Annotated in this window: 12 protein-coding genes and 1 riboswitch; of the genes, 8 read left to right on the top strand and 4 right to left on the bottom strand. The window is 45.0% G+C overall.

Annotation, left to right across the window (positions count from 1 at the left end; genetic code table 11):
• The first annotated feature begins 87 nt into the window (after nt 1-87).
• Both HGO26_RS18065 and HGO26_RS18060 read left to right on the top strand, forming a co-directional pair.
• Complete coding sequence (locus HGO26_RS18065) at nt 88-1,224, top strand: FUSC family protein (protein WP_168826951.1); 1,137 nt, start codon at nt 88-90, stop codon at nt 1,222-1,224.
• A gap of 133 nt (nt 1,225-1,357) precedes the next feature.
• Nucleotides 1,358-3,394, top strand: a complete 2,037-nt coding sequence (locus tag HGO26_RS18060) for a M14 family metallopeptidase (protein ID WP_168826949.1) — start codon at nt 1,358-1,360, stop codon at nt 3,392-3,394.
• 25 nt (nt 3,395-3,419) lie between these two features.
• On the opposite strand, the gene HGO26_RS18055 is transcribed toward HGO26_RS18060, so the two are convergent.
• Nucleotides 3,420-4,187, bottom strand: coding sequence for a class I SAM-dependent methyltransferase (locus HGO26_RS18055; RefSeq protein WP_168826947.1), 768 nt, complete (start codon nt 4,185-4,187; stop codon nt 3,420-3,422).
• A 270-nt stretch (nt 4,188-4,457) separates the two neighbouring features.
• On the opposite strand from HGO26_RS18055, the gene HGO26_RS18050 reads away from it, so the two are divergent.
• The 3 genes from HGO26_RS18050 (at nt 4,458) to HGO26_RS18040 (ending at nt 6,837) form a co-directional block, all read left to right on the top strand.
• Nucleotides 4,458-5,243, top strand: a complete 786-nt coding sequence (locus HGO26_RS18050) for a DUF4097 family beta strand repeat-containing protein (protein ID WP_168827003.1) — start codon at nt 4,458-4,460, stop codon at nt 5,241-5,243.
• 309 nt (nt 5,244-5,552) lie between these two features.
• Complete coding sequence (locus tag HGO26_RS18045; protein ID WP_168826945.1) at nt 5,553-6,023, top strand: hypothetical protein; 471 nt, start codon at nt 5,553-5,555, stop codon at nt 6,021-6,023.
• A gap of 121 nt (nt 6,024-6,144) precedes the next feature.
• Nucleotides 6,145-6,837, top strand: coding sequence for a leucine-rich repeat domain-containing protein (locus HGO26_RS18040; RefSeq protein WP_168826943.1), 693 nt, complete (start codon nt 6,145-6,147; stop codon nt 6,835-6,837).
• 601 nt (nt 6,838-7,438) lie between these two features.
• Here HGO26_RS18040 and HGO26_RS18035 read toward each other — a convergent pair.
• Nucleotides 7,439-8,317: a type 1 periplasmic-binding domain-containing protein gene (locus tag HGO26_RS18035; protein WP_168826941.1), complete on the bottom strand. Its 879-nt coding sequence runs from the start codon at nt 8,315-8,317 to the stop codon at nt 7,439-7,441.
• Nucleotides 8,318-8,584: 267 nt separating this feature from the next.
• On the opposite strand from HGO26_RS18035, the gene HGO26_RS22470 reads away from it, so the two are divergent.
• Nucleotides 8,585-8,707, top strand: coding sequence for a hypothetical protein (locus tag HGO26_RS22470; RefSeq protein ID WP_263187938.1), 123 nt, complete (start codon nt 8,585-8,587; stop codon nt 8,705-8,707).
• A 24-nt stretch (nt 8,708-8,731) separates the two neighbouring features.
• Here HGO26_RS22470 and HGO26_RS18030 read toward each other — a convergent pair whose 3' ends face one another.
• Both HGO26_RS18030 and HGO26_RS18025 read right to left on the bottom strand, forming a co-directional pair.
• Nucleotides 8,732-9,190 (bottom strand): GIY-YIG nuclease family protein, encoded by a 459-nt coding sequence (locus tag HGO26_RS18030; RefSeq protein ID WP_263255352.1) that lies wholly within the window; start codon nt 9,188-9,190, stop codon nt 8,732-8,734.
• Nucleotides 9,191-9,201: 11 nt separating this feature from the next.
• A complete protein-coding gene (locus HGO26_RS18025; RefSeq protein WP_168826939.1) occupies nt 9,202-11,337 on the bottom strand; it encodes a S9 family peptidase in 2,136 nt (711 codons plus the stop codon).
• Nucleotides 11,338-11,517: 180 nt separating this feature from the next.
• A riboswitch (FMN riboswitch) is annotated at nt 11,518-11,749 on the top strand.
• A 190-nt stretch (nt 11,750-11,939) separates the two neighbouring features.
• On the opposite strand from HGO26_RS18025, the gene ribB reads away from it, so the two are divergent.
• Nucleotides 11,940-12,593: a 3,4-dihydroxy-2-butanone-4-phosphate synthase gene (ribB, locus tag HGO26_RS18020; RefSeq protein ID WP_105250977.1), complete on the top strand. Its 654-nt coding sequence runs from the start codon at nt 11,940-11,942 to the stop codon at nt 12,591-12,593.
• A 435-nt stretch (nt 12,594-13,028) separates the two neighbouring features.
• A complete protein-coding gene (locus tag HGO26_RS18015; RefSeq protein WP_168826937.1) occupies nt 13,029-16,253 on the top strand; it encodes an EAL domain-containing protein in 3,225 nt (1,074 codons plus the stop codon).
• Nucleotides 16,254-16,324 lie beyond the last annotated feature (71 nt).

The following is a 16,324-nucleotide window of genomic DNA, read 5'->3' as shown; positions in this document are numbered from 1 at the left end:
TGGCGCTATGGCCGCAAGTGACACGGTTTTTCTGCGATACTGCCACCAGATTAACATCGCTAAGTTAGCTCAAAGGAATTTTGCCCTATGTCTGTATTTGCCCCAGCCACACCCTTTGCCGACTTTATCTATCGCCATTTCCGCTCAATCCACGCCCTAAAGCTCGGGCTAGCCTTACTCGTTGCTGTCACTATTAATGCCATTTGGGCGCCACCGCATTTTATTTGGAGTATGGTCACGATAGTGATCATTATGATGAGCTTACCTCAAGTAGGCGGCGCGATTGAAAAGTCGCTACAAAGGGCGATAGGCACTTGTTTAGGCTCAGCTTATGGGGTGATGTTAGTTGCCACTGTGGACAGTTATTGGCTAATCATGAGCCTGCTGATCTTAGCCGTTAGCTTGATTTGTTTTATCTCGGCCGGACGTTACAGCTATGCCTATTTAGTGACCGGATTTACCATCATAATCGTCGTCGGCGACGCCAACCATGACACCTCTGAGGCACTATGGCGCACGGCCAACATCCTCTCCGGCTGCGTGATTGCTATTTTGGTCTCACTGTTCATTTTTCCGATTAAAGCTAAACAAGATTGGCGCTCCCAACTCGCCCATGCCATCGACAATATGGCCGAAGTATTAGCCGAGCATCTTAAGGCACCCGCCAATCATGAGCTCGATTTTCGCGCTAGACTGGAGGCTGCGATGAAAGCCGTACTCACTCAAAAGAAACTATTTTTCTCCTTGGAATGGGAAAGTCAAACCCTCAAAAAACACAAAGTGCTACTGTCGCAGTTAGCCAATAAACAAGTGCGCTTAATCACCTTACTTGAACTCTTACCCTTAACCCGCTGGCAGGAAGAAGACAAAGACGCCTATCTGCAGATTAATGCGGTTGCCTCTGAGCTTGCCTTCTATTTGCAACAACTTGCAGAATTTGTAGCGGGTAAAGCTCAACAATTGCCGACACTGCCAGAATGCTTAGATCAAGAATTACAACACAGACTCCAGCTTGCCCTAGTTGCAGCCACTCAAGCATCAACTGCTGATCCAGTGACTGCCGTAAACGACCAAGTGCCGCAGGGATTTGCGCTCACAGGTTATAGCTGGCTGATTTATCAGCTCGCGATTGCCGTCGAAGCACTTTATAAAGACATTGCCATTATCGACATTGCCTATAACAAGCGGCCAGCTTCTCAGATAACGCCCAACAAAACGGCTTAGTCGATTTTACCATTCCGCTTAGTGCTTAAATCCATGTCAGAAATGCCGGATAACCCTTAGCCGCCCTTGCGTTAACGGGGCTTTTAATGAAAAGATACCGTCCTAATAAAAATTCGATAGATGGACTCTTTTCATGCGCTTGTTTTCTTTCTCCGTTATCGCCATTGCCTGTCTCTCTACGGGCAATCTGTACCCTGGGAATGCTTTTGCCAATGATGCGAAAACCACAACCCAAACAACTCCGGCAGCCACTATGGCGCAAGCCTCTACCACAGAAACATTGGCAGTTGGCTCCCCAGTAATCACAACGTCACAGGATGCAAGTCCAGCAGCGAATAGCCAAGCAACTGAAACTGCGACTAATGTACTGGCCGATACCACAGTTGCAGCGCCAGAAGCACAACCAGCGCCCATTCCTAAACGAGCCAACACCTTTGTCAACGATGCGATTTTACCGCCAAGCATCACTTGGCATGGCGCCAGCGAATCGCTCATGCTAAGTGTTGATAGCGAGTGGGCGACGCCCTTTGAGCAAAGTGGCGGTATTGAAAGTCCAAGCTACGATGCCACTATCGCTTGGCTTGACAAACTCGCGGGCGAGACAGATAAATTACAAAAGGTGAGTTTAGGTAAGAGCCCACAAGGGCGCGATATTTGGATGTATATCGCCAGCAGTGAAGGCATTAATGAATCGGCACGCCTCAAACAAAACACTAAGCCGACAGTGCTAGTGCAGGCGGGAATTCATGCGGGAGAAATCGACGGTAAGGATGCCGGCATGATGCTGCTACGTGACATTATCCAAGGCGATAAAAGTGCCCTGCTCGATAAAACCAACCTCTTGTTTGTGCCTATGTTTAGTGTTGATGCTCATGAGCGCAGCGGCGAATTTAATCGTGTAAATCAACGTGGCCCTGTGAATATGGGCTGGCGCACTACGGCTAATAATCTCAACCTTAACCGCGATTATGCTAAGGCCGACAGCTTAGAAATGCAGCACATGCTGCGCGCCATTAACGTGTGGCAACCGGATCTGTATATCGACGTGCATGTTACCGACGGCATCGACTATCAATACGATGTTACCTTTGGTTATAACCTTGCCCAAGGCTTAAGCCCTGCGAGCTACCGCTGGCTCGAAAACAGCTACAGACCTGCGGTTGAAGCCGCATTAACGGAACAAGGCCATATTCCCGGCGCACTGATTTTTGCCGTGGATAACGCCGATATTAACAAAGGCATGTCGCTGTGGAATCCAAGCCCGCGCTTCTCTAACGGTTATGGCGATGCTCGCCATTTGCCCACCATTCTGGTTGAAAACCACAGCCTAAAGCCCTTTAAGCAAAGGGTGCTCGGCACTTATGTGATGTTAGCGCAAACCCTCAAAACCGTGGGTGAACAGGCGACGAAACTTAAGAGTGCAATTCAAGAAGATAAATACCGCGCCTCACCGCTAATCACCCTTACTTGGAAATTAGCACCATTAGAAAAAGGCTGGGATTTTAAAGGCATAGATTATCAACTTGAAAAGAGCCCCATCAGTGGCGCTGAAGTTGTGCGCTGGACAGGTGAACCTAAGCTTTACCCTAACTTGCCTGTGATGGCTGAAACAGTGCCCGACATTAAGGTTACTCGTCCGAGTGCTTACTATATTCCCGCTCAATGGACTCAAGTGATTGATCGTCTTAACGTGCATGGCATTCGCATGACCACGCTCAAAAAGCCAACCGAGTTGAAATTGCAGCAATATACCCTCAGCAATCCCGTGTTTAACACTAAGGATTTTGAGGGCCGCCAAACGGTCAAAGCCGAGTCAGAGTTAACCAAAATCAGCACCACTCTGCCCGCTGGCACCATTAAAATCAGTACAGATCAACCGCTAGGCGATCTGGCGATTTTACTGCTTGAGCCGCAATCACCAGATTCTTTACTGCAATGGGGTTTCTTCAATCCTATCTTCACTCGTACTGAATACATTGAAGATTATGCGGTAGAGCCACTGGCAGCCAAGATGCTAAAAGATGATCCTAAGCTACAAGCTGAGTTCGACAAAGCACTGGCCAATGCAGAGTTTGCCGCCGATCCTGAGGCACGCCTACGCTGGTTCTATGAACGTAGCCCTTACTACGATAACCAATACCTTAAGTATCCGGTTTACCGTAGTCGTTGATCATCGCGATTACAAAAGGCTGTGATTACGCTGGCTTACGCGCACTGATGCTATACACCAAGGGCACCTTCTGCCCCTGGTGTGTTAACACATAACGACCATCGGCTTGCGCTTCGAGCCCTTCAAAGCAGTTATAGGGGGTGAAATCAAACTCGTGGAAAAACTCCAACACTAAGCCCGCCTGCAATAACGCATTAATCACTTCAGATAAACTGTGCGACCAGCACATTAAGGTTTGCTGATCATCACCGGTATTTTCGGTATATGTGCCTTCCAGCTCTATGTCTGGCTCACCCCGATTAAAATAGCTATAACCATCGAACAACTGCTGCGCAGGATGGAACTCGGCCATGTAAAACTGTCCGCCGGGTGTTAAACAGTCGGCAACCGTCTGCGCCCATAGGGTTAAATCCGGCAGCCACACAATGGCACCATAGGACGTAAACACAATATCGTGAGGCTCAACCTTGCTCGCCACACTGTAAACATCGCTACAGATAAACTCGGCGGACAACTGTGTCCGTTCTGCCAGCTTTTGCGCTTCAACAATCGCCACCTCTGACAAATCGACGCCTGTGACTCTGGCTCCCATTCGCGCCCACGACAAGGTGTCTAAGCCGAAATGACATTGCAGATGCAGCAAACTTTTACCTGCAACCTCGAGTTCACCTAGCTCAATTTCCCGCAGCGAAGTCTTACCACTAAGAAAGCCCGCCACATCATAAAAATCAGAAGTTAAATGTACCCGAGTGCGCGCATCCCAAGCCGTCTTGTTCGTCGTTAAATAATCCATCTGCATCCCTTCTTATGTTTTTTGTATTTTTGATTCCGCGTGACTTACGGAGCTTAAACTAACTTAATAAATGAGCAATTTCACTAATCTATGAGTAAATCACCCATGTAGCGGACATGTCCGCACAGTGAGTCTCGGACACTTTTCAGCTTAACCAATTGATTATAAATGAAACTTAAAATTGGCATGGGCTGTGCAATGTCTTACACATCGCAAGACGACTCAGCACTCACCCAAAAAATCGAGTGCCAGATAAACAAGGAAGCTAACATGTCACTACGCCCATTTATATTCACCCTCGCTTTTATAGTGTTTTTTACTGCTGGGGTATCGCTCACTGGCTGCATTCTTAATGTGAACGCAGCAGGCATGCCAGATTTAGACCACCAACAACGCGAACTCACACTCGATAGCCAAGACTTACAAGGCCTGATTGCAGAAACTGGCGCAGGCAGCTTGGAAATTATCGGTGTCGAAGGCCTCAGCCAAATTAAACTCGTCGCCGACATCTATAGCAATAAGGACGACAACGATGACAGCAAAGTCATTCTCACCCTTGAGAAAAAAGCCAATAAAGCCAAGCTCAAGGCCAACTTTGAGCAAACAGATTCTAACAATGACTCGCCCTATATAGACCTAAAACTCCAAGTCCCTGCGAACTTTACACTGGATATTGTTGACAGCTCAGGGGCTATTTTGATCAGCAAGATGACGTCAGACATGAACGTCAAAGACGGTTCGGGTGAACTCACTATCAACGGTGGTAACAATATCAACATAGAGGATGGCTCAGGTGATATTGAAATCAGCCAAATCAACGGCAGCCTAACCATTGAAGATGGCTCTGGTGCCATCAAGGTGACCGATATTCGCGGCAATATCGCAATTAATGACGGCTCGGGCAACATAGAGGTCGCCAATGTGCAAAGTGCTGTGACCATCACAGATGGCTCAGGCAATATTAATGTCTTTAACACTAAGGGATTAACGATTCTTGCGGCAGGTTCTGGCGATGTGACATTTAACAAAATCGACGGCCCAGTGAGCATGCAATAACGCGCCGTTTTACCACTCTACTCCCAAAGGTTTTACCCACTTCCCGGCGTAGAGGCTGATGTTGCAACGGTTCCCAGCCAAGATGTCAGTCTTCTACCCACCCTTTTAAGCGTATGCCCGACTTATGCATTTATGCCACTAACCCCTTGTAGTGGCATTTTTTTATACCGGAATAAAGCTTGAGTTTGCAGAAATGACGTTGATTTTATTCAGATCGTTACGCTTTAACCTTGTGGATTTGCTAAGATTGTCGGCCTTCCCACTTCAATAGTCGAAAAGTCACACTGTAGTGCCAGTAAGGTCGAGAATATGGATCAGTTTTCGGAATACCAAAAAGCAATTGAATCGCTTTCCCTATCGGATAACCCTAGGCAGATAATGGAAGGACTAGGGGATATTTGTTTTGATGGCGAATCTTTTTATCGCAACGACAATAAAGCCCTAGCCAAACACATTTTCAAGCATATTTACGCCTTAGATGCGCACTCAGACTATTTCTCACACGCCAGAACTGTTGCAAAAGCCTTTCTTATAACCTTGGGAGAAATTCCCCCTATCTCCCTAGAAGAGGCTATTTTACAGATAAAGCATGAGCATGCCTCATTAGCCGCACATCAATTAAATCTGCTGATTGCAAAGCGTATTTTTAGGGAATTGAGTCACCATCAAGACGCTATCCACATCACTATGCAATATCTCACCAAAGCCGAGGCACTTTCCCCTCTGAGCAAGAGTGACCTTCGCTTTAAAGCTTTAGTCAGCTCAAATAAGAGTGAGTAAAGGGATAGCGTGACAAAATAAATCATCAGAATTTAGAGCCGCTTCTCAAAAGAAATGCAAAAATATACCGGAAGAGATCAACGTTCTGAATTCGGCAACCCAATTTTAATTAAGTGATAACATGGACATTTCATCTTTTAAGAAATATATAAAGTTAGCACCAGAAAATGTTTCAGAATGGCAGAGGTGGGAAAATTCATTACCTACCTTCGATTCTATATTACCAATATTGGATTATGTATATAACGCTGAGTGGCAGCGACATGATTGGAAAGCCATAATGGCATTCATTCGGAAAGGTTATGTTGAGCAAAATGAATCATCTGAATTGGTTGACGGGATTAAGCATGTAAATATATTCAACTCCAAAGTTATTAATCTAAAAGTTGATGTCGCAATTTCATTAAACTGCTCCATTGTTCGTTCATTAGAGTCAATTAATTTATGCTCAGACTCAGTTGAATCATTAAGTGTGTCCCATGCAAGCAAACTCTCTGAAATTACCGGAAACACCCAGAATTTAAGTTACTTATCTTTAAATAAATGTCAAAAGTTAGATTTTGGTTCTATCATTTCAACGCTGGACAGCGTAAAAATTTTAGACCTCAGTGGAAACCCACAGTTGTCCAGTATTGACGAATTGCGTGGAAATAAAAATATTTTTGCGTTGTATCTTGTTGAAACAAATGTAATTAAGACTAAAGAGACAGTAGAAATATTGGCTTCGATACCAAACTTGAAAAAACTTTGGATTAAAGCAAACAAAAAGGAGTTGGAACTTTTAAGAGAAGCCCTACCAGGGATTGTAAATTAAGCATAGAAAAAGGCCGGACATGTAGTTCGAGAGCGCAAAAAGATCTGTGTAAGTGGCATTCTTAAATTGTTGAATGGAGTTCAGAATACCAATAGCAGACAAACTTATCACTCAGCAGAAGAAAAAATCGACTCACCCCAATAATAAATCCGGCAATAAACCGGCCAGTGGCATTTTTTAACTCTCAATTCTTACTTCTCTAACCCCAATGCAGACCAGTCTCTGGTGGCGATAAAATCTTAACCACTTGATTTATTATGGAAATTAATCGTTAAGCTATTAAGCACTGCCATTCCAGTGACTCGCCGCCCTGTCGTTTAACAAGAAGTGTCCCTATAGGCTCAACGGCGGCATCTGCTGCATACAGAAGTGCAAATACCGCGATCACATGGATGTGAAAGAGCGGCCATGCCGCCAACGGTTACTTCCATGACAGTGCTTAATCTCATTAACCTTTGAGTATACCTGTGGCCAAATTGAACAATGAATGCCTTGATAAACTTCACATATAATGTTGCATTCAAGTATGAGCAACATTGCCACTAGCCCCCAACCTTGAACTAAAAATACCAAGCTTTAGGAATCACTCTTAAATGCTTTATTATCTTAATGACTTTCGACCAAACCTCTCATAATCATGGACAATAGCTTCAAACAGTTTTGAACCTACCACTTTATCCACATTATCAATCACATAATTTTCAATCTTTGCAAGCTGTTCTTCTGGGATTTGCTCGTATAGTTCAGATATTTTATTTGCAGCATCCCTGATATAACCATCAAAACCGTCAGGAAAGACGTACTGTCTTGGGGATATTGTTCCACCGCTAATAGCCACACGGCTAGATCGCATTTGTTTCGATTGCTTTGACTTAATTACACCTATAACAATAAACGAAGGTAACTTCGTATAAATGTACGTGCCTTGTGAGTTACCCACAATATCCATGGCAATAGCACGAAGGAAATACCGATTGATGTTTGTTGGAAGATTATCGAAATTTGTTGACTCAATAACATCAAGAGGAAATATGTGTTGCTCAAATTCGTATAAGTTTGAAGATTTACCAAGTAAGAAGTTGGCTAACCCCTCTTCAGCTTTTGCCAACATTTCTAGGTATTCTTGCGGTTTAGTTTCATGGCTATTTTTGCTGCGAACATAAGTAAGTGTTCGCCAAGACAAAGAGGCGGCAAATTTTGACAACCAATTTCCATACACTGCTACTAAACTCGAGTTTTTCATATAAGGGTGGAATATTTTAACCGAAAAAGTTCTTTCCCATGTTGAAAATAAATCTTCGCAAGCTCCACATAACCAATATTCTTTGGCTATATCTTGCTGTCGTTTACTTACTTGATTTCCATCTCTTAAATAACCAGTAATTGAAGTCTTCTTAAGCCACTTTCCTATAAATTTTGGAATAAAATGACTCAACTCAAGCTTCGCTTCTTGATTACATAATTTGCAAACGCCATGCATATAAAAAAGACCTCCATTAAGATAACCTTTGAATAGTGTGCATGCTCGCTTACCTCATTAGAGCAGAGAAAGCGTGCATCGTTAACTATTTGTATCAAAATAAATTAATCAGATTTCTATCACTTTCCTTACACAACAATCTATCAGACAGAATATCCCATGTGCGAGTTACAAACCTATCATATATTGCAATAGGATCATGCCAACTAAGATAGATAGTTCTGTCTGACATTAGGCTTAAGAGAATGCTCTAGGTAACAGGATACTATGCAGTTAGCCAGATTAAGCACTGACATGGAAGTGACCGTTGACGGAATGGATGCCGTCGTCGAGCCTATAGGGATATATCTACGGCGAGTCACTGGAATGACAGTGCTTAATCATTACTAGTCACAGAACAAGTATGATGCAGTGTTAACGATCTACTAATCCACGCTCTGACTCAATCAACGTCAGCTTTTGAGCGCGACTCAGCTTTTTAACTGCAATCTCACGGCGCAGTGCATCGCCGTGACTGCCAACCTGCTCTTGATACATCAGCGTTAATGGACCTTTACCGCGCAGATACTTAGCGGATTTGATGCCACCTGACTGATGCTCGCTAAAGCGTCGTGTGACATCTGTGGTGACGCCTGTGTATAAATGCCCGTTGGCGCAGCGGACTAGATACAAATACCAGAGGGGTGCTGACTTTATGGGTGTAGGCTTCTGTGGTGCAGGATTTAATGGTACGGGATTCAGCGAAGCTTCTGTCACTGCATCTTTGGTAACGACAGCGCTAGTCACTGGGGCAAGTGTGTCTGCCACCAGTGACTCATGTTGCTGCACAGCTTCTATGTCCGTATTGCCTAAGCTGACGACTGATTCAGTCACTTGCGAATAACCTACTTCGACATACCTAACAGACTCAAGAAGAAGGCATATTCTTGGGCTGTATCTTGGTATTGGCGATAACGGCCACTCTTACCGCCGTGGCCAGCTTCCATATCCACATTGAATAACAATACCTTATCATCCATCTTGTACCACTTATTCTGTACATCGCGTAGTTTAGCGACCCACTTTGCAGGTTCAAAATACTGCACTTGGGAATCATGCAAACCAGTCGTCACTAACATGTGTGGGTATTCTTGCTCGGTGACATTGTCGTAGGGCGAGTAACTCAACATGTAATCAAAGTAAGTTTTCTCGTTCGGATTGCCCCATTCGTCGTACTCATTGGTCGTCAACGGAATCGACTCGTCCAGCATAGTCGTCACCACATCAACAAAAGGTACATGGGCTGCAAGGGCGAAATACTTGTCCGGCGCTTGGTTAGCAATCGCGCCCATCAGTAAACCACCCGCGCTGCCGCCAGAGGCAACAACCTTGTTTTTGTCGCCATAACCTTGCGCCGTTAATGCCGTTGTTACGTCAATAAAATCATTGAAGGTATTCTGCTTATTCAACAACTTACCATTGTCATACCAAGGGCGACCTAGCATTTCTGAGCCGCGTACATGGGCAATGGCATACACAAAACCGCGGTCGAGCAAACTGATAACGGATGAAGAGAAATCGGGTTCTACTGTGTAACCGTAAGATCCATAACCGTATTGGTATAGAGGGTTAGTGCCATCTTTCTTGAATTTATCTTTGCGATATACCAAAGAGACGGGCACTTTCGCACCGTCGCGGGCCGTCACAAATATCCGTTCTGCACGATACTGGCTGGCATCAAAGCCGCCTAAGACTTGATCTTGTTTTAATAAATCACGTCTATCGGGATTCACCAGCGAATATTCGTATACGGCTTCTGGCGTCGTTAGGCTGGAGTAGAAAATGCGTAACTTATTGCTGTCTTGCTGGGAATTAATCTCTAAACCCATCACATAGGCAGGTTCATCAAAGCTCAACTCGAAGGGCTTTTGACCATTGAGCGGCATCACTTTAATCCGCGTCAGGCCGTTTTCACGGGTCTGAATAATCAGATAATCCTTGAGCACTAACTCGTCTTCGATACGGGCATTGGGATTATGCGCAACCACTTCTTGCCACTTAGATTTGTCCGCCGCATCTTTGATGGCAACTTTCATCAAACGGAAGTTAGTCGCCTGCCAGTTGGTGAGAATGTAATAAGTATCACCCAGCTTAGACACACTGTATTCGTGGCCTTCTTCCCGCGCTAATACTGGCTTGAATAAACCTAAAGGCTCGCTGGCATCGAGAATAGACACTTCACTCGTCGTGGTGCTTTCTTGGAACAACACAATTTGCGACTCATCTAAGGTTTTGCCGAGCGAGATATAAAATGAATCGTCTTGTTCTTCATACACTAAGACATCGCTCGATTGCTTAGTGCCCAGCTCGTGGCGATACACTTGATAGCCCAGCAAGGTTTTTAGATCTTTGGCGATATAGAACACATGCTTGTTGTCGTTCGCCCACACTACGCGACCTTCGGTATTTTCAAGTACATCGGTGATCATGTCGCCCGAAGCCAAGTCTTTAAAATAGATGTGATATACACGGCGGCTGAGGACGTCTTCACCAAAGGCCAACATGGTTTCATCTGGGCTGACACTGGCGCCGCCTAAACCATAAAACTCATGGCCCTTAGCTCGCTCGTTAACATCGAGCATCACTTGCTCAACACCATCGGCGCCCTTACGGCTGATCAGCGGATATTCGCTGCCCTCTTGGTATCTGTGATAATAGCTGTGCTGATGCCATTGGTACGGCACGCTCGACTCATCGGCGACTAAACGCTCGGTTAACTCTTTATAAAGACCATCTTGCAGCGGCTTTAATGGTTTGAAATAAGCCGCGGTATAGCGATTCTCAACGTTGAGATAGGCCAACACTTTAGGATCTTTGCGCTCATCATCACGCAGCCAATAGTAATCATCGGTACGCGTGACGCCATGTAAAGTCATCACATGGGGAATTTTTTCAGCAACCGGGGCGGGTACTTGCCCTTTGGAGGTCGAACAAGCGGATAACAGCATAGCAATACCTAAAGTGAGTAGCAGAGAGCGCATTTATACGTCCTTGTGACGTCCATAACGACCGTCGAAGAATGCGACGGCAAGTCAATTAGCTTATGTGTTCAGTATGATAGTGGTCAGGTGTGCACTAGCGCAAACATTGAACGCGAGAAGTTGCCATTCGCGGTAAATAAGAGCAACATAACCGCGTTTTTGAGCGCAAATGGCTCAAAAGCAAATTCTCAGGGCGGGGTGAAACTCCCCACCGGCGGTAAATGGGTAACGACTAAGTGATTATTTTGCTGAGCGACACCCAAAGCCCGCGAGCGCCCGAAATCACTTTCGGGGTCAGCAGATCTGGTGCCTTAGATTTTGCTTAGTGCAAAACTGACTATTCCAGAGCCGACGGTAATGGACTGTTTGCTTTAATGGCAACAGTGCTGAGTCCGGATGGAAGAGAATGTAAGACAACACCTTGCGGTATTTAAGTGCAACGCGCTTATGTATTGCAGTGTTAGCCTCATGTTTTGCAATAACTTCACCCCAAGTGAAGTGATATTGCTACAGCAAAATCGAGCCTTTTGGTTTGATTACGTTGTATTTCTGCACGCCCTGATTCTGGATATTCCAATGTCGTTTATTTAAGGATATTAACCATGAATCAGTCTTTACTTGCTCCTTTTGGTACTGCTATCGAACGCGTTGAAGCGGGTCTTAATGCCCTGCGTCAAGGCCAAGGTGTATTAGTTGTCGATGACGAAGATAGAGAAAACGAAGGCGATTTAATTTTCGCTGCCGAGACGCTGACTAACGCGCAAATGGCCATGCTCATCCGTGAATGTAGCGGTATTGTTTGCCTGTGTTTACCCGATGCAAAAGTCAAAGCCCTCGAATTGCCCCCTATGGTGGAAAACAACTCGAGCCAATACGGCACTGCGTTTACTGTGAGTATTGAAGCTAAAGTCGGTGTGACTACAGGGGTTTCTGCCGCCGATCGCGTGACCACCATTAAAGCGGCGATTGCCGATGGCGCTAAGCCAAGTGATCTCGCTCGTCCTGGCCATGTGTATCCACTTCGCGCCCAACCGGGTGGGGTATTGACCCGCCGTGGTCACACTGAAGGCACTATCGATTTAATGCAACTCGCGGGTTTAAAAGCCGCTGGCGTATTGTGTGAAGTCACTAACACCGATGGCACTATGGCGCGTTTACCCGAAATTATTGCCTTCGGTGCTCAGCACAATATACCCGTGTTGACGATTGAAGATATTGTCGTTTATCGCAAATCATTGCTGGCCAATGTCGGCTAGATAACATGCCAATCGCCTGAATCTAGGGCATTGATTTAAATAGAAGGACGTTTAGCTGCGGCAAACGTCCTTTTTATTTAAGTAGATTTACCGTTAACAATCGCGTTCCACCTAATGCACTAAAAAAACCGATAAAAGGTAAAGTTAAACAAGTCATTCTTTCGAATGATGAAATACTGCTTCACATCACAGACAAGACAAATGCTTGTTTGATAGGTGCAAAATAGGTTAATAAAAATAGTCTCTTAGCATGATATATAACAATTTGCTTAATTTCGTGACCTAGATTAGATATCCATAAACTAAAGGTCGCGGTGGCTGGCCGCCTATGTTAAATATCCTCACCCTGTGCCTAGTCCTATTTGTAACTCGGATTCAACGTTATTACGTTGAATTTTCTTTTTCTGCCTAGGTGAACGAGTGGAGTGATCTTTAATGCCGTCAGCGCTACACCATCTCAGTTTGAAGCAAAAGCTCATTCTGTTTTCGTTAGTCCCATTATTAATGATGAGCTTTTTCATTCTGACGCGCATGCATGACTTGATAAAGGAATCACACTCAGCCAAGCACAATCATCTTGCGGTACAAACGACGGTACAAATCACTGAGCTACTCTATCAGTTGCAAAACGAATATGGTCTAAGTACAAATCAGCGACCAACCGATGAAGTGCTATTACAGCAACAAGCGACTAGGTCAAAAGCACTCGATGCATTACTGAACAGTGAGCCTTTAGAGCATCTTCTGGAGGCGCTCGACCCTAAAAGTATTGAAGCAAACAAAATGAACGCATTGTTGGATGCGCTCAAACTCACAGGCAACAAACTCGCTAACGTTCACCAAAACCACACAGACGAAACACTGAGTCAGTTTACGGAACTCTATAATCAATTCCACACTCAGCTTTTACAGCTCATCCAGTTATTACAGTTACAAACCAATGAAATCAGTCAGTCCCGTGCCTATACCGATCTATTGAACCTGCTTATGGTGCAGGAGTTGGCCGTAAAAGAACGAAGTGCCATCAATCAATTACTGCTCAGCAAGTCACTCAATATTAATGATTACCGCACCATAATCTCCTTTATGTATGAATATGAGCGAGCCGTGATGCACGCGAGTAATGCATCAATTTCCGATAGAAGGTCCTTACTACAAAACCTACAAGATTCGCCAGAAAATCAACGCATTCTGCAAATCAGCAAGCAAATTGAACAACAAACTCGCATTAGCGCTCTGGCACAAAATATTAATGCCTTCTTAGGTTACGGTGGCTTAATGGGCAGTTTTCAGGACTATTTGCTTAAGGGCAATGAGATTTCACTGCAAAAATTTAATGCAGCACTTGCGACGATTCAGCTTAATTTGGATGAACTCAGTCACGAGACTCGTTCTCTGCCCGAATTTAAGGCAGCGCTGAAAACCATTGAAGACAGCATAAATCAATACCAGTTCAGCATGGTCAAGTTGCAGCAACTGCAGCAACAAGGTTTGCCGATGACGAAGATCAAAGCCATCGCGCAAGTCCCAGCCAGTGAGGACAAATTAAGCCAAGCGATGAGCCAACTATTAATGCCGCCACATCCAATTGATAGCCAGGAGTGGTGGGATCTCACCACTCAGCGTATCAATCAACTACATTTGCTGGCGCAAAATATCACCAAGAACATGGCGCAGCAGAGCGAATATCAACAAAACCACACCTTAATCTTACTCGGCTTATACTTGTTCTCGGCTTTGTTCACCGCAACCATCACACTTTGGCTTGGACAAAAGATCATCCGCAATTTTATGGATAAGATCACTAAGATTGCCAATGACATGCAGCAAATGGCAGCAGATCCACAGCTCAATATTAATATCCAAGTCTCAGGCACAGATGAACTCGCCCGCATGGCCCGTGCCATGAACCGTATGATTAGCGAACGGCAAAAAGCAAACCATGCCCTAAGCCGCGCAGCAGCAGTGTTTGACTATTCTGCCGAAGGCATAGTGGTGACAGATGCCGACAACCATATTGAACTGGTCAACCCCGCTTTTTGCCACATTACGGGCTATTCATTGGAAGAAGTGAAAGGCCGCAGCCCCTCCCTACTCAGCTCTAGCCGTCATCCTAAGCACTTTTATACCGCCATGTGGGAGTCACTACAAAAAGAAGGGAAATGGGAGGGTGAAGTTTGGAATAAACGCAAAGATGGCCAAGTGTATCCCGAGTATCTAGCGATCACTGTGGTGCGAAATGAGCAAGGTAAAATAATCCAACATATTGGTTTATTTATGGATATCAGTAAGCGTAAGCAATATGAGCAGGATCTTTGGTATCAGGCCAACTTCGATGGGTTAACTGGGCTGCCTAATCGTAAGCTGTTCAATGAACGACTGCAGCACGAAATCCATGTGGCACAGCATGACTCTCGCAAGCTGGCTATCTTGCTGATTGATTTGGATCAATTCAAATATATCAATGATGTACAAGGCCATGCCACTGGCGACTTATTACTTAAAGATGTCGCAAAGCGCTTAGAAGGCATTGCGGGGAAAACCGATTTTATCGCACGTATCGGTGGCGACGAGTTTGTACTTATCTTGCCACGACTGACTAACGAACTCGCCATTGAACACATGGCAACCCGAATCATTGAAACCTTAGGTATGCCGTTTAACTTAAATGACCGCGAGATCCAGATTTCGGCCAGCTTTGGTATTGGCGTCTATCCCGAAGATGGGTTAGATACCGGCTCACTCACCCGCAATACCGAAACCGCCATGTATCAAGCCAAAGACGCAGGGCGGAACAATTTTAAATACTTCACCGCGGGTATGAATCAAGCCATGTTCGCTCGGATGGAGTTAGAACAACGTCTACGCCGTGCCGTGGCACAAAATGAATTTGCCCTGCATTATCAACCTATCGTGGATATGCAAACCGGAAGTGTCTGCAGCGTCGAAGCCCTTATCCGCTGGCAAGATCCCGAGCTTGGGTTGATCCCGCCGGATCAATTTATCCCATTAGCCGAAGAGACTGGATTGATAGAGCCTATGGGCGAATGGGTGCTCAACCAAGCCATGCATGATCTGAGACAATGGCAGAAAAGTGGCTTAAATATCAATGTCGCGATTAATGTTTCCAGCCGCCAATGTATCAATACACGCGGTATGGGGTTCGACCAAGTGTTGCAGGAGTGCTTCAACCGCCACCACGTCAATCCACGAAATGTGCATATTGAGATCACTGAAAGCATGCTGATGGGCGATGCCAGCCATTGCTTGAGCACGCTCGAGTCTATTCGTCATTTAGGCTCGCAAATCTATATCGATGACTTTGGTACGGGTTATTCTTCCCTGAGTTATCTGAAAAAATTCCCGATTTCAGTGATTAAAATCGACCGCAGCTTTGTGGAAAATGCCCTCGAAAATAACTCGAACGCCAACTTAGTCAAAGCGATTGTCATGATGGGGCAAAGCCTAGAAATGGAGTTAGTTGCTGAAGGCATAGAAACCGAAGCACAGTGGCACTTCCTACGAGATTTAGGTTGTCACTTCGCTCAAGGGTATTTGATCTCCAAACCGCTCCCCTTCAATGAAATCACTCCCTTGCTACGCATCAAGCACACAGCACTGTTGAATGATGGCTATCAAGATAAATGCGTGAATATCTAAGCTTATAAAAAATAAAATGATAAAGAACAAAAAAGCAGCCTAGGCTGCTTTTTTGTGGCAAATAAAACGGA

The sequence above is a fragment of the Shewanella oncorhynchi genome, assembly GCF_012584455.1.
In the GTDB taxonomy this organism is placed as follows: Bacteria; Pseudomonadota; Gammaproteobacteria; order Enterobacterales; family Shewanellaceae; genus Shewanella; species Shewanella oncorhynchi.
Note: the sequence above shows the minus strand (reverse complement) of the source record. Positions and strands in the feature narration are given on the sequence as shown.